The sequence below is a fragment of the Acidihalobacter aeolianus genome (genome assembly GCF_001753165.1).
GTDB lineage: Bacteria > Pseudomonadota > Gammaproteobacteria > DSM-5130 > Acidihalobacteraceae > Acidihalobacter > Acidihalobacter aeolianus.
Map to the genome: position 1 here is coordinate 169,777 of NZ_CP017448.1, position 14,213 is coordinate 183,989.

At 63.3% G+C, this 14,213-nt stretch carries 15 protein-coding genes; 11 read left to right on the forward strand and 4 right to left on the reverse strand.

The features are described from left to right. Nucleotides 1-6 precede the first annotated feature (6 nt). The 9 genes from BJI67_RS00830 (at nucleotide 7) to hrpA (ending at nucleotide 9,237) form a co-directional block, all read left to right on the forward strand. On the forward strand, nucleotides 7-645 hold the full coding sequence (locus tag BJI67_RS00830) for an SPOR domain-containing protein (RefSeq protein ID WP_070071398.1): 639 nt from the start codon (nucleotides 7-9) through the stop codon (nucleotides 643-645). 35 nt (nucleotides 646-680) lie between these two features. Then, nucleotides 681-1,736, forward strand: coding sequence for a low-specificity L-threonine aldolase (gene ltaE, locus BJI67_RS00835; protein ID WP_070071399.1), 1,056 nt, complete (start codon nucleotides 681-683; stop codon nucleotides 1,734-1,736). Next, nucleotides 1,733-2,212 carry a GNAT family N-acetyltransferase gene (locus BJI67_RS00840; protein ID WP_070071400.1) on the forward strand — a complete coding sequence of 160 codons (480 nt, stop codon included), beginning with the start codon at nucleotides 1,733-1,735 and terminating at the stop codon, nucleotides 2,210-2,212. Before ltaE ends, BJI67_RS00840 begins: the two co-directional genes overlap by 4 nt. A 28-nt stretch (nucleotides 2,213-2,240) precedes the next feature. Then, nucleotides 2,241-2,606 (forward strand): cupin domain-containing protein, encoded by a 366-nt coding sequence (locus BJI67_RS00845; RefSeq protein WP_070071401.1) that lies wholly within the window; start codon nucleotides 2,241-2,243, stop codon nucleotides 2,604-2,606. A gap of 28 nt (nucleotides 2,607-2,634) precedes the next feature. Beyond that, on the forward strand, nucleotides 2,635-3,249 hold the full coding sequence (locus tag BJI67_RS00850; RefSeq protein ID WP_070071402.1) for a DNA-3-methyladenine glycosylase I: 615 nt from the start codon (nucleotides 2,635-2,637) through the stop codon (nucleotides 3,247-3,249). A 323-nt stretch (nucleotides 3,250-3,572) separates the two neighbouring features. Beyond that, the gene (locus BJI67_RS00855) at nucleotides 3,573-4,490 is read left to right on the forward strand and encodes a PilZ domain-containing protein (protein ID WP_197513218.1); all 918 of its coding nucleotides are present in this window, start codon (nucleotides 3,573-3,575) and stop codon (nucleotides 4,488-4,490) included. Between the two features lie 201 nt (nucleotides 4,491-4,691). Next, nucleotides 4,692-4,970 (forward strand): type II toxin-antitoxin system RelE/ParE family toxin, encoded by a 279-nt coding sequence (locus BJI67_RS00860; RefSeq protein WP_070071404.1) that lies wholly within the window; start codon nucleotides 4,692-4,694, stop codon nucleotides 4,968-4,970. Then, complete coding sequence (locus BJI67_RS00865; protein WP_070071405.1) at nucleotides 4,970-5,272, forward strand: HigA family addiction module antitoxin; 303 nt, start codon at nucleotides 4,970-4,972, stop codon at nucleotides 5,270-5,272. Before BJI67_RS00860 ends, BJI67_RS00865 begins: the two co-directional genes overlap by 1 nt. Nucleotides 5,273-5,346: 74 nt before the next feature. Beyond that, the gene (hrpA, locus tag BJI67_RS00870) at nucleotides 5,347-9,237 is read left to right on the forward strand and encodes an ATP-dependent RNA helicase HrpA (RefSeq protein WP_070071406.1); all 3,891 of its coding nucleotides are present in this window, start codon (nucleotides 5,347-5,349) and stop codon (nucleotides 9,235-9,237) included. Nucleotides 9,238-9,810: 573 nt separating this feature from the next. On the opposite strand, the gene BJI67_RS00875 is transcribed toward hrpA, so the two are convergent. From BJI67_RS00875 to BJI67_RS00885, 3 genes are all read right to left on the reverse strand, one after another. Further along, on the reverse strand, nucleotides 9,811-11,154 hold the full coding sequence (locus BJI67_RS00875; RefSeq protein ID WP_070071407.1) for an IS1380 family transposase: 1,344 nt from the start codon (nucleotides 11,152-11,154) through the stop codon (nucleotides 9,811-9,813). Nucleotides 11,155-11,248: 94 nt separating this feature from the next. Next, nucleotides 11,249-11,788: an HPP family protein gene (locus BJI67_RS00880; protein WP_070071408.1), complete on the reverse strand. Its 540-nt coding sequence runs from the start codon at nucleotides 11,786-11,788 to the stop codon at nucleotides 11,249-11,251. After that, nucleotides 11,788-12,405 carry a CBS domain-containing protein gene (locus BJI67_RS00885; RefSeq protein WP_156781973.1) on the reverse strand — a complete coding sequence of 206 codons (618 nt, stop codon included), beginning with the start codon at nucleotides 12,403-12,405 and terminating at the stop codon, nucleotides 11,788-11,790. The genes BJI67_RS00880 and BJI67_RS00885 overlap by 1 nt, the downstream gene beginning before the upstream one ends. 186 nt (nucleotides 12,406-12,591) lie before the next feature. On the opposite strand from BJI67_RS00885, the gene BJI67_RS00890 reads away from it, so the two are divergent. Next, the gene (locus BJI67_RS00890; protein ID WP_070071410.1) at nucleotides 12,592-12,852 is read left to right on the forward strand and encodes an MOSC domain-containing protein; all 261 of its coding nucleotides are present in this window, start codon (nucleotides 12,592-12,594) and stop codon (nucleotides 12,850-12,852) included. 23 nt (nucleotides 12,853-12,875) lie between these two features. Here BJI67_RS00890 and BJI67_RS17180 read toward each other — a convergent pair whose 3' ends face one another. Then, nucleotides 12,876-13,124 carry a DUF1127 domain-containing protein gene (locus BJI67_RS17180; RefSeq protein ID WP_156781974.1) on the reverse strand — a complete coding sequence of 83 codons (249 nt, stop codon included), beginning with the start codon at nucleotides 13,122-13,124 and terminating at the stop codon, nucleotides 12,876-12,878. Between the two features lie 159 nt (nucleotides 13,125-13,283). Here BJI67_RS17180 and BJI67_RS00895 point away from each other — a divergent pair, with 159 nt between their 5' ends. After that, nucleotides 13,284-14,201 (forward strand): LysR substrate-binding domain-containing protein, encoded by a 918-nt coding sequence (locus BJI67_RS00895; RefSeq protein ID WP_070071411.1) that lies wholly within the window; start codon nucleotides 13,284-13,286, stop codon nucleotides 14,199-14,201. Nucleotides 14,202-14,213 lie beyond the last annotated feature (12 nt).

Sequence of the window (14,213 nt, forward strand, 5' to 3'; positions counted from 1 at the left end):
ACCGGCATGGCGCAACACGACTACAAGTCGTCAAGCAGTCGTAAAGGGCGCGGCAAGGGCGGCAAGCGCGGAGCACCCGGCTGGGCCTGGTTGGCGGTCGGGCTCGCCATTGGCCTGTTCGCCGGTTTCCTGCTCTATCTGAGCAAGCGGCCCGCGCCGCCGCACCACTCGCTGTTCAGCCTGCCGCCGGCCCCGGCCAGCCACGAGAAAAAACCGGCCGCCAAACCGTCGCCCGCGCTCGGTGCCTCGACCACCGCTCCCGCGCAACCGAAGTTCGATTTCTACACCCTGCTGCCCAAGCTCAAGGTCGAGGTGCCCAAGCCACCCGCCTCGCTGAACCAGGGCCAGGGCGCGACTTCCGCCAACCCGGCTCCCGTGGCCCCGAGCGCACCGGAAAAGGTGACGGCGCCCGGCCGCTATCTGCTGCAGGTCGCTTCCTTCGGCACCGCGGGGCAGGCCAACGTCCTCAAGGCCAAGCTGGCCTTCCAGGGCATCGTGGCCACGGTCAGCCCGGCCAAGGTCAAGGACTACACCTGGTACCGGGTGCAGATCGGCCCCTTCAGCGACATCGCGAAGGTCAACGCGATGCTGGATCAGTTGTCCAAGCAGCACTACAAGCCGCTGATCATCAAGATGAACGGCTGAACGCCGGCCCGCCGGCCACCTACGGGAGCGCCGCAATGACGGAAGTGCCTGAACCTGTCGTCGACCTGCGCAGCGACACGCTGACGCGTCCGACGGACGGCATGCGCGAGGCCATGGCGCGCGCCGAGGTCGGCGACGACGTCTATGGCGAGGACCCCACGGTCAACGCCCTGGAAGCGCTCGCCGCCGAGCGTCTGGGCAAGGCCTCCGCGCTGTTCGTGCCCAGCGGGACCATGGGCAACCTGATCTCGGTACTGGCCCACTGCGGCCGTGGCGACGAAATGATTCTCGGCGCCGACGCGCACATCTTCTATTACGAGCAGGGCGGTGCCGCCGGTTTCGGCGGGGTGCATCCGCGCACCCTGGCCAATCGCGCAGACGGCACGCTCGATCTGGCCGAGGTCGAGGCCGCCATCCGCGTGGACAACGACCATTATCCGGTCAGCCGTCTGATCGCGCTTGAGAACACACATAACCGCTGCGGCGGCCGCGTGCTGGGCGTGGACTACATGGACGCGGCGGCGGAGCTCGCCCACTCGCGCGGTCTGCGTCTGCACGTGGACGGTGCGCGCATCTGGAATGCCGCGGTGGCGCTGGGCGTCAGCCCCGCCCGGCTGCTGGCAGGCGCCGACAGCGTGTCGGCGTGTCTGAGCAAGGGCCTGTCCGCGCCGGTGGGCTCGGTGGTTGCCGGCGACCGCGATTTTGTCCGCCGCGCACGGCGTCTGCGCAAGGCGCTCGGCGGCGGCATGCGTCAGGCCGGCGTGATCGCCGCCGCCGGCATCGTGGCGCTGGAGGAGATGGTCGACCGCCTCGCCGAGGACCACACCAACGCCCGCCGTCTGGCCGAGGGGCTGGCGGCGCTGGACGGCGTGTATCTGTCCCCGACCGCGGTCGAGACCAATCTCGTCTATTTCGACCTTGCCGAGGTCGACGCGCCGACGCTGTGCGACGCACTGGCGGCACGCGGGATACTGATGAGCCCCACCGGCACCACTGGCATCCGTGCGGTCACCCATCGCCATGTGAGCGCCGCCGACGTGGAGCGCACCCTGGCGGCCGTCGCCGAGACGCTGCGCGCGGCCGCCGCGTGAGCGCCGCCTTCGCCGTCGCGCCCGCAAGGCCGGCCGACGTGGCCGGGATCGCGGCGCTCGTCGGCGCGCTGCTGGACGAAATCATGCGCGCGACCGGCACGGCGGCGTTCGACTTCGATCTCACCGCGACGCAGGCGCGCCTCGCCGATTTTCTGGCTAGTGGCCGCTACTTCGCGTTCGCGGCGCGCGACGAGACCGGCGCTCTGGCGGGCTTCGTCACGCTCTATGAGGGCTGCGCGCTTTATGCCGGCGGCGTCTTCGGCACCCTGGCCGAGCTGTACGTCAGACCCGAGTGCCGCAGCCGCGGCCTGGGCCGCCGCCTGCTGGCCGAGGCCCGCACGCTCGGCGCGGCGCGCGGCTGGACCCGCCTGGAGGTGACCACGCCGCCGCTTCCCGAGTTCGCGGCGACGCTGGCCTTCTACGAACGCGAGGGTTTCGCCGTCACTGGCGGGCGCAAGCTCAAGACGGCATTGTGATCGGCCGCTAACGGTTAGGGAGGCGAGCATGGCGGTGGAAAAGGTCAATCTGTCCGAAAAGCTGGGACGCATCACGGAATACTGGAGCCCGCGCATCGCGGCCACGCTCAACGGTCAGCACGTCAAGCTGGTCAAGCTGCTGGGCGAGTTCGTGTGGCACCACCACGACGACGAGGACGAACTGTTCCTGGTCGTTCGCGGCCGGCTCGTCATGCGCCTGCGCGACCGCGAGATCGAGGTGAACGAGGGTGAGTTCGTGGTCGTGCCGTGCGGCGTGGAGCACCAGCCGTACGCCGCCGAGGAGGTCGAGGTGCTGCTGTTCGAGCCGGCCGACACGCTCAATACCGGCAACGTGCGCAGCGCGCACACCGTCGACGCGCCGGCCTCCATCTGATGCCCGCCAGCCACCAGGAGGCAGCGCCATGAGCGAGACGATCCCGGGCCCGGACGGCCGCCCGCGCTGCCGCTGGTGCCAGGCAGCGCCCGAGTTCTTCGACTACCACGACCGCGAATGGGGCTTCCCGGTCGGAGACGACCGCCGCCTGTTCGAGAAGATCTGCCTCGAGGGATTTCAGTCCGGCCTGAGCTGGCGGACCATCCTCGCCAAGCGCGAGAATTTCCGCGCCGCCTTCCACGGCTTCGACTTCGAGCGGGTCGCGCGTTTCACCTCGCGCGATGTCGAGCGCCTGCTCGGGGACGCCGGCATCATCCGCCACCGCGGCAAGATCGAGGCGACGATCAACAACGCCCGGCGTGCCTGCGAGATGGTCGAACGCGAGGGTTCGCTGGCCGCCTTCTTCTGGCGCTACGAACCCGATCCGGCGACCCTGCCGGAGCCGCAGTCGATGACCACCTCGCCGGAATCCGTGGCGCTGTCCAAGGCGTTGAAGAAGCTCGGCTGGAAGTTCGTCGGCCCGACCACGATGTTCGCCTTCATGCAGGCCATGGGCCTGCTCAACGACCACGCGCACGGCTGCGCGATCCGCAATGAGGTCGAGCGTGCACGGGCCGGATTCGGACGCCCATTGATATGCTGAACAGGCTACCCGTCGGCCCGGATCGAACCTTCCTGCGGCAGACCGGTCGCCGCGCTTGAGGGCGGACACGGATGTCGATCCGCACGACAAAGCGATGGCAGTCCTGGATCTTGGCAGCGGCATGTCGCACCCAAGGTAGGAATCGGCGGCACCGATGAGCTATGTTTTTCCCTAGGCAGCGTATTCCCGACACTCGACGCATACGCTTCAACAGAGGGATAGCCGGATGCCGAAGGTCTTACCCCGATGTTTCGATACGGGATAGTCCGACGGCGAGGGATGTTTCGTGACTATGGATGGATAGCCCTGTGGAAAAACAGCTCATGCACCGTCTCTCGGACGTGCTCGGCGAATCTTTCAAGGTACTCGTTCAGGCGCCGCATTTCGATACCCGCATCGATGCCGACATCTTCGGCTATGTTCCCGGCAAGTATGTCGTGCTGCATTCGCAGCGCGGTCGTGGTGGTAAGGGACTCGGTGCGCTGGGACCCAAGCTCGGTGACAGTCTGATTGTCCGGTTCCTGGTCGAGGGCATCGCCTATGGATTCACCAGCCCGGTGGTTCATGTGCAGTACCGCCCGGACCTGCTGGTATTCCTGCAGTGTCCCGACCTCATCAACAAGGTGAGTGTTCGACAGGAACTTCGCCTGCCATGCCGTCTTCCTTGTTCGCTCAAGGACATTTCCGGCCATACCATGCCGGCATTGCTGATCGACATTTCCTCCGGCGGCTGCCAGATCGCCAGTCGCGAACTCCGGGAGGACGACCGCGAGGTCGGGGTTGCGATCAAGCTGCAGCTCACGCTGCCGCAGGATGCCGGTGGCGAGCACGAGATCGCCGGCAAGGTGGTGCGGCTGCGCCTGCAGAACGAGGCGGTGATTGCCGGCATCGGCTTCGACGATCACCAGCACGAGCTGATGGACAAGCTGCGCGACTTCCTGTGCATCGATGCGCCTGAACCTCAAGCCGAACCAGATGAGTCCTTGGAAGGTGCGGAGACATTGCCTCAGGAGGGCGAGGCCAGAAAGAACCGGGAAGCTGGTGCGCCACAGGCGGCGGAGACCGGGGGCGAGGCCGAAGCGGCCCAGACGGCGGAGGATTCGGATGACGCCGCTCGGGAAGGCGAAACCGAGGCGTCCGCGGACGGCGAGGTGCAGCAGCAGACCACAAGCCCCGAGGCACAGGCCGAGCCCGTTCCCGCGAAAACCGGCGAGAGCAACGCGTCCTCGACCGCCAGCTAGTCGCGTTCAGTTTCGTTCCCGGGGGCGTTTCAGCGTCCCATCGCATCGTGTGAATGGGCTCTGGCGCCCGGCACGCCAGCGGCTTGCCGTATCCGCTCCGGCACACGGGGTCTCGGTAGTTTTCCTGCAACGAAGCGTCATTGCCCATGCCGGCGCGCAACGGAATTTGTTGCGCGGTGCGCAACATGCTAACTTCGCCAGATGATCAAATCGTTCCGCCACAAGGGGCTGAAAAGGTTTTACGAGGCCGGTCAGGCTTCCGGCATTCAGCCGCAGCATGCGAGGCGTTTGAGGATGCAGCTGCTGGCCCTGGATACCGCGCAGGTCATCGACGATATGGATGTTCCGGGCTTCAAGCTCCATTCGCTGAAAGGTTCGGATAAGAACCGCTGGGCGATATGGATCAACGGAAACTGGCGCATCACCTTTGAATTTCACGAAGACCACGCCTACATACTGAATTACGAGGACTACCGCTGATGGCCATGCATAATCCTCCCCACCCCGGGGAATTCATACGCGAGATCTACCTGGAGCCCTTTGCGATCACGGGGCGCCAGCTTTCCGCCAAGCTGGGCGTATCGCCGTCCACGCTCAATCGCGTGTTGAACGGCAGCAGCGGGATCAGCTCGGAAATGGCGTTGCGCCTGTCCATCGCGCTAGGGCGTACGCCCGAGAGCTGGTTGGCCATGCAGGACACTTTCGATCTGTGGCAGTCTCGTCAGACGGTCAATCTGGATGGGGTGGAACGAATGGATTTCGATGCCGCGCGATCGGGATGATCGCTTGCCCCAGAGTGCGAGTAGGCCCTAGGTGTTAATTTTTTCTGTAGAAAGCCCAACGATCGAATAACCCCGTGCAGGATTCCGAACGTCTTCGACAGCTTGAGGCTCGCCTCGACGAGGTGGCCGCGCGCGAGCGCGCCGAGTTCGCCAGGCGCCTGGCCGGGCTCGCGCGGCGCGCGCGCGGCGGCCAGCCGGTCGACCGCGGGCTGGCGAAGCTCGAACCCGAGATCGAGGCGGCGCGCGAACGGCTCGCGGCGCGGCGGGCCGCACTGCCGGTGCCGACCTATCCCGACGAGCTGCCGGTGGTCGCGCGGCGCGAGGACATCGCCCGCGCCATCGCCGAGCATCAGGTGGTCATCGTCTGCGGCGATACCGGCTCGGGCAAGACCACCCAGCTGCCGAAGATCTGCCTGGAGCTGGGACGCGGCGCAGCCGGCCTGATCGGTCATACTCAGCCGCGGCGCATCGCCGCGCGCAGCGTGGCCGGGCGCATCGCGGAGGAGCTCAAGACCGAGGTCGGGCGCGGCGTCGGCTTCAAGGTGCGCTTCTCGGATCACATCGGCCCCGAGACCTACCTCAAGCTGATGACCGACGGCATCCTGCTCGCGGAGATGCAGCAGGACCGCCTGCTCACCCAGTACGACACGCTGATCATCGACGAGGCCCACGAGCGCAGCCTCAACATCGACTTCCTGCTCGGCTACCTCAAGCGCGTGCTGCCGCAGCGCCCCGACCTCAAGCTGATCGTCACCTCGGCCACCATCGATCCCGAGCGCTTCTCGCGCCATTTCAACGACGCGCCTATCCTCATGGTCGAGGGCCGCACCTATCCCGTTGAGGTGCGCTATCGCCCGCTGGTGACCCTGGAGGATGACGAGGAGGATCGCGACCCGACGCAGGGCATCGTCGAGGCCTGCGCCGAGCTGGCGCGCGAGGGGCTGGGCGACGTGCTGGTGTTCCTGCCCGGCGAGCGCGAGATCCGCGAGGCCGCCGAGGCGCTGCGCAAGCACCATCCGCCGCACACCGAGATCCTGCCGCTGTACGCGCGGCTTTCCGCCGCCGAGCAGCATCGCGTGTTCGAGGCGCACGGCGGGCGGCGCATCGTGCTCGCCACCAACGTTGCCGAAACCTCGCTCACCGTGCCCGGCATCCGCTACGTGGTCGACGCCGGCACCGCGCGCATCTCGCGCTATTCCTGGCGCGCCAAGCTGCAGCGCCTGCCCATCGAGCCCGTCTCGCAGGCCTCGGCCGACCAGCGCAAGGGCCGCTGCGGGCGCGTCGGGCCGGGCGTGTGCATCCGCCTCTACAGCGAGGAGGATTTCGCCTCGCGCCCGGCGTTCACCGACCCCGAGATCCAGCGCACCAACCTCGCCGCCGTGGTGCTGCAGATGGCCGCGCTCGGCCTCGGTGAGGTCGCCGACTTCCCGTTCATCGACCCGCCCGACCCGCGCCTGGTCAGGGACGGCTACCTGCTGCTCGAGGAGCTGCATGCGGTGGACGCCCAGCAGCGCCTCACCGACGTCGGTCGGCGCCTCGCGCGGCTGCCGGTGGACCCGCGCCTCGGCCGCATGCTGCTCGCCGCCGAGCGCGAGGGCGCGCTGCGCGAGGTGCTGGTGATCGTCGCCGCGCTCGCCGTGCAGGACCCGCGCGAACGCCCGGCAGATCGCCAGCAGGCCGCCGACGAGGCGCACAAGCGCTTCCGCGACGAGCGTTCCGACTTCCTTGCCTACCTCAGGCTCTGGGAGCACTACCACGAGCAGGCCAGCCACCACTCCAAGTCGCAGCTGCGCAAGCTGTGCCAGCGCGAGTTCCTGTCGTGGATGCGCCTGCGCGAATGGATCGAGACCTGGCGCCAGCTGCACGGCCAGCTCACCGAGATGGGCTTTCGCGAGAACCAACAGCCGGCCGAGTACGACGCCATCCACCGCGCCCTGCTCGCCGGCCTGCTCGCGCACGTCGGCTTCAAGTCCGAGGACGACCGCGACAAGCACGCCTATCTCGGCACGCGCAATCGCAAGTTCCACATCTTCCCCGGCTCCGGGCTGCACAAGCGCGGGCCCAAGTGGCTGATGGCCGCGGAGATCGCGGAGACCGCGCGCACCTACGCGCGCACCGTCGCCAGCATCAAGCCGGAGTGGATCGAGCAGCTCGGCGCGCATCTCATCAAGCACCACATCTTCGAGCCGCACTGGGAGCAGCGCCCCGCACGCGTCGGCGCCTTCGACCGGCTCACGCTCTACGGCCTCGTCGTCCAGCCGCGCAAGCGCGTGGACTATGCGCGCACCCACCCCGCCGAGGCGCGCGAGCTGTTCATCCGCCATGCCCTGGTCTACGGCGAATTCCGCAGCCGCGGTGGCTTTCTCGCGCACAACCGCGCGCTGATCGAGGAAGTCGAAGAGCTGGAGGCCAAGGCCCGCCGGCCGGACATCCTGGTCGACGAGTACGTGCTGTTCGAGTTCTACGACCGCCTCGTGCCGGCCGAGATCAACAACGGCAAGGCCTTCGAGCGCTGGCGCGAACAGGCCGAGCGCGACAACGCCAGGTTGCTGTACCTCACGCGCGAGGCGCTGATGCAGCACGGCGCCGACGACATTACCGCCGAGCGCTTCCCGGATCGCCTCGCCGCCGGACCCGGCCTCGCGCTGCCGCTGCGCTATCGCCTGGAACCGGGCGGCGAGGACGACGGCGTGACCCTCACCGTGCCGCTCGCCGCGCTGCGTCAGATCGACGCGGCGCGCTGCGAATGGCTGGTGCCCGGTCTGCTGGAGGACAAGCTCGCGGCGCTGATCCGCGGCCTGCCCAAGGCGCTGCGCAAGCACTTCGTGCCCGCGCCGGACTTCGCCCGCGCCTGCGCGCAATCGCTCGCGTTCGGCGAGGGTGGGCTGACCGGCGCGCTGGCGCACCAGCTCCAGCGCATGACCGGCGTCGAGGTGTCGCCGGAAGCCTGGGACACGGCCGCGCTGCCGGACCACCTGCGCATGCGCTTCGAGGTGATCGACGGCAAGGGCAAACTGCTCGCCGCCGGGCGCGACCTGTCCGCGCTGGCCGACACGCTGGAAGGCCGCGTGCAGCAGACCTTCGAGGCGATGCCCACGCAGAGCCTGGAGTGCGACGACGTCACCGCCTGGAATTTCGGCGACCTGCCCGAGAGCGTCGACATCGAGCAGCACGGCCTCGCGCTCAAGGGCTACCCGGCGCTGGTGCGCGAGGGCGAACGGGTCGCGCTACGCATACTGGACAGCGCGGCGAGCGCCGAGCGCGCACATCGCGAGGGCCTGCTCGGCCTGCTGCGGCTCGTGTTGCGCGAGCCGGTCAAATACCTGCACAAGCAGCTCCCGCACGCGCAGACGATGTGCCTGCACTTCGCCGCCGTCGGGCGCTGCGAAGCGCTCAAGGACGACTTCATCGACGCCGTGCTGGAAGACCTGTTTCTCGCCGAGCCGCTGCCGCGCAGCGAGGCCGAGTTCGCCGCGCGCGTCGAGGCCGGGCGTAGCGAGATCGTCACCGTCGCCACGCGGCTCGCCGAGCGCATGAGCGATGCGCTCGCCGCCTTCCACCGCATCCGCCAGAGCCTCAAGGGCAACGTCCCGCTGAGCTGGATCGAGGCCGCCGCCGACGTCAACGACCAGCTCGCGCACATGATCTACACTGGTTTCATCCGCGCCACGCCACGCGAATACCGCCCGCACCTGCCGCGCTACCTCAAGGCCGTCGAACGCCGCCTGGAACGCCTGCAGCAGCAGCCCGACAAGGACCGCCGCCTGCGCGTCGAAATCGAACCCCTCTGGGCGCGCTGCAAGCAGCGCTGGGGCGACGGCAAAAACGTCAGCGAAGCCCTGCGCGATTTCCGCTGGCAGATCGAGGAACTGCGCGTATCGCTGTTCGCCCAGGAACTCGGCACGCCGCGGCCGGTATCGGTGGCGCGGTTGGAGAAGCGGTGGAAGGAGATGAGGAGCGGGTGATCGCCCGTTATTTTTATGCTTGATTGCAAGGCCCCGTGTGCTCCGCGTGCGCCTGATGCAGCCCCTGGGCTATATCCCATCGACAGAAGCTGAGGCCCACTACTATCAGAAACACGACAGCCAAGCCAAACAAACGGGCGGCCTGACTTAAACCAACCAGCCTCCGCGATACCCGGGGCAGTGTTGCACTTCATTCTTGAGCGGGCCGTGGGCTTCAAGGGTTTGGCAAAAGGCAAGATCAGACCCAGAGTTGCTCATAGAGTTTGTTGCTGAGAATGGTTCGGCGGCATATTCGGATTTGGTTGCCTTTTCCAGCAGCCCGCCTAGCTCACCAGTAATATTCTGGATAGCTTCTTTCAGAAGCTATATTCCTGAATCCGTATTTTCGCATGCAGCCTTCAACATGGTTCGTTAACATTTCGTATCGCCACATGAATAAGCTGCAACGGTTGTGTTTTTTGAATAAAAACTGACATCATTATTGTTGGCAGACGGAAATGATGTCGATTCAACGTATTCTGCGCACACTGATCCTGTAACTACGCCCGTTTGGCCACGCTTATCGGCCTTTCTTTATCCGTAGGCCAGTTTCTGATACACCGTTTCAAAGGCCTGAAGTGCACGGCAACCTTTGCCAAAGCCTATCTTGATGTAGCGCGATGTTCGGATGATGCGTGCGGCAACATACATCAGCTCTTGCATCACTGTCTTGATCCGTCGCCTTTTCGCTTTGTTGCGTTTCGGAGACGTTGGACCCAACAAGCCGTTTTGCCCAATCCAGCGCAGGATATTGTAGGCCAGCACACTGGCTCCCAATACCAACGCATTGGTGGCGAATTTCCCGGAGGGCAAGCGTTCGATATCCATGTCAGTTTTAAATTCGCTGTGGAACTGTTCCGATGTACCATGATCCGCATAAAGCTGAATGATATCGCCTTCACTGATGTCCAGGCTTGTCCACCATCCTTCAAGATCAATCTCGGGAACCAGCAATATCTGCCCCTGTTTATCAAGGGTTCTTTCAGTGAGACGAATGACCTGCCGTACCGAATACTCATCACCTTGCCATTGCCGCGAAACCTGCAGACTGAAAGTGGCTATCCGCTTGCCTTCCCGTGGCTCTTCCCATCGTCCTTTTTGTTCCGCAAGCCCAAGCCAATAGGCTTTATCCTGTTTGCGGGGATTCCATTTGATGAGGAAATCAACAGGGGACTGGGTTTTATGGTCTTCGCTGTGCTCGAGGATGACGTCGATGTTCTCGATGGAATCGTTGCCACCATCGAGCCTGAGCAAAAGGGGCTGCGTTGTGATTTCCCGGGCCTGTCGCAAGGTCTTTGCCAGCAAGGCCGGTGTGTCTTTCTGGCAATGCTGCTTGCCTTCACGAAAGTCAAAGCCGATACAATAGCCTTCCTGGCCGAGGTATACCGCCATGGGGGCAAACCCGTCATGTCCCTTATAGGTTCTCGATACGCCTTCTTTGTGGCTGCCCGAATTATCCATCGGGGTCACATCGGCATCGATCGGAATATGTCCGGTGGGCAAGGGCCGTAGCGTAGGTTGGATATTGCTCAGAAAATCCCGGCTGGCTCTCTCGACGATGGGCAAAAAGTGTTCCGCATGTTTATCCATGCGTTGGCGCAGTGTCGCTTCGCAAGGGATGTCATTGATATCCATCGCGCTCATGAAATAGAATTCACTCTCAATGGTATTGATGGCCTCAAAATCGCTTTTTCCGATACTCAGTAATGCCAGGTAGCTCTTGATGACATCAGAATGCTTGATGCCATGGCGTAACGGGATGCTTGCATCCAGCTGGCTACTCAGCTTCGTGTGGCGTTTTATGGCCTGACCGATCAGTGCCAGGCCACTGTGGCTGATGATATCTGCATCTGATTGTTCAATTTTTAAGCGCTTCATTTTTTCACTGACTGAGTGACCTTTTCGAGAGCATCTATTTTAGCAATATAGCCTATAAATTACGGTATTTATCACATCATAATGGCCTGCTAAGTTACGGATTCAGGATATTGTTAACCACCAACCCGATCAGCAAAAGAATCATCGGCGCAAGCAATGCCGGGAAGAGCACAAAAAAATAACCCATGGCATGAATTTTGGGAGAGCCGATGACGGCTACTAGCGCCGTAGCTCCGCCGGGTGGATGCAGCGTGCGGGTAAGGTGCATAACGGTAATGGCCAACCCAACCGCCAAGGCAGCAGCCAAGACGGGCCAACGGCTGAAGACGAGGTAACACGAAACACCCACCAGTGCGGATAACAGATTACCGCCGATCAGATTACGCGGCTGCGCGAGCGGGCTACGGGGCGCCGCGAAAACCAGTACTGAAGATGCGCCGAGTGAGCCGATCACCAGGATTCGGTCCGTTCCGTCAAACCATATACTACACAGACCCACTGCCCCGATGCCCAAGACGGAGCCAATAAAAGACCAGAAGAGTTCGCTGGCATTGACGCGTGGTGGTAACTGGTGACCGCGCCCCCGCCACTTGGCCCAGTAGCGCTGACGCTGTAGTGCCCCAGAGCGGGCCATCACAGCACATCCTGGAGGTGAAATCGCTGCAGAAAGTCTCTCCGTAGGACAACGCCCATGAGACACTGGTTCTCGTCAACAACGGCCAATCGCTGTTCGTCGCGTTCGTGAAAGCCCTTTGCAACCGCCAGCAAGTCATCTTCCACCCGCAATATCGGTGGAGGGACTGTCATGACAGCAGCGACTTGGGTACGCTCGCAATAGTGCAGGAATTGCTCGTCATGCGCCTGGAGTTCAAAGACCATGGCAAAAAAAGTGTCTGCGCCGTAGGGTCTGAGAAAATTAGGTTCACTGATGGTCCCAATGACACGCGCAGCATCATCCACAACCGGAAGAGTGTGTGCGTGTTGCTTCGCCATCTGTTCTGCGGCCGCGGTCAGGCTCAGTTCCGGGCGTAGCGCGGACAGATCTTTCTTTAACAGGGCGCGCACGGACAAATCGGCAAATAGTCGATCGAAAACATGCGCGTGAGCCAACTGGTAGATTTCACGAAAATCGTCGGGTGTAATATCGAAATATCCGGACATCTCCCGCATGGCGGCAAGTATGTCCTCGTCCGGTAGTGAAAAGGCAGTTGACGAACCGGATAGCGTTAAGGTCGTGTCTTTTTCATTCATAAGATAAATAACGCGATGTGACCTAAACCGATAAAATACATTTTTGATTGACTTCAACTCAATAGGGAGTTTCAGGGTCAGGTCTTGCAATCAAGCAGAACTGAAGATGAATGCTTGGTTTCAACGAAATACACTATATTTTTACGCCAGAATCGTGCTGCCGGACGTTTCGAACCGGGAGAAGCCATGAGCCTCGTCGTCGAACGCCTCTACCGCTATCCCGCCAAGGGGCTCAGTCCCGAGGCGCTCGCCGCCGTGCCCCTCGAAGCCGGCCGCTGCCTGCCGCATGATCGCCGTTTCGCGCTTGCGCGCAGCGATTCGGCTTTCGACCCGATACATCCGGTTCATCTGCCCAAGACCCATTTCTTCATGCTCATGCGTGACGAGTGCCCGACCGAGCTGGAAATCCGTTTCGATGCCGGCCGCGGCGAGGCCGTCGATTTCTGAATATGCGAAAAATAACGGATAACTCATCGAAGGCCAGCACGGCGTTCTTGCCGCCAGCGTGTCAAGCTGGTGAGCGCGTCCACGCTCCAGGGCAACGCAATGGCGTCGAGCAGGTCCTGCCGGTGATAGCCAAGATCGTCCAACTGATGGTCGTCGTAAGCCAGTAGCCTTTCCAGCATTTGGCGCTGCTGCCGGGTTTCCAGCCAGTGTGTTATCCGATGGTGCAGTACAGTGCTCCATCGGTGACGGTGTAAAGGGCCGCGCTGCTTCATGGCAATACTCCCTGCGGTACCCGCCCGATTACGGGCAGGGTTACGGATGTCTGGGTCGATGAAGGTCGCGAACCTTGAGGTGGAGGATGGCGGGTGTTTTGTGTTAATTCAAACGAAAAGATATACACTTAGCTTTCAGTAAAACTGAAAGCATCCGCGATGGCGTTACCTCTTAAACCCGACAGCGACCGGATCGAAGAACGCAGCGCAATGCCGTTGCTCGATACCGATGTGCTGCAATCGTTTGTGACGATCGCCGAAACAGGGAGTTTTACGCGTGCCGCAAGACAGGTGTTTCGCACACCTTCGGCCTTGAGCATGCAGATCAAGCGGCTGGAGGAAACGCTGGGGAAGTCTCTGTTTGTGCGTGAGGCACGCCGAGTCAGTTTAACGCCCGAGGGCGAATTGCTGCTGGGATACGGCAGACGATTGCTACGACTCAACGAGGAGGCGGTTTCCCAGTTTCTCGCGCCCACGCTCGAAGGTCGCGTGCGTTTCGGTACCCCCGACGATGTGGGTACGCGAATCCTGCCCGGTGTGCTGGCGCAGTTTGCGCGTAGCCATCCGGCCGTTGAGGTCGACGTGACCATGGGTGCCAGTCTCGAACTGTTGTCTCAGCTGGATAAGGGCGAACTCGACTTGATTCTGGTGACCGCCGACGGTAACGGTGAGCTGTCAGGCCGGGGAGAGGTGGTGCACAGCGAGCCCCTGGTCTGGGCCAGTCGCGAGGGCGGTGTCGCCTCACAGCGGACGCCGATTCCTCTTGCACTCGCCAATCATGGCTGTGTCTGGCGCAAGGCGGCTTTGTCCGCGCTGGACCGGGCGGGTCTGCTTTACCGGATCGCATATACCAGCGAACACTGTGCCGGCCAGGAAGCCGCCATGTTGGCGGATCTCGCCGTGGCGCCCTTCCCCGCAAGTCTCGTGCGTGCGCCATTGAAGCGTGTCGGTCACGAGGCTGGGCTGCCGCCGCTGAGCGAATACCAGATACGGCTGATACCGCGTGCAGGTTGCGGTCAGGCAAGCGAGGCGCTGGCGGGGCACATCACCCATCAATTTCAGGCGTTGCGTCGCTGAGGTATGCCCGTC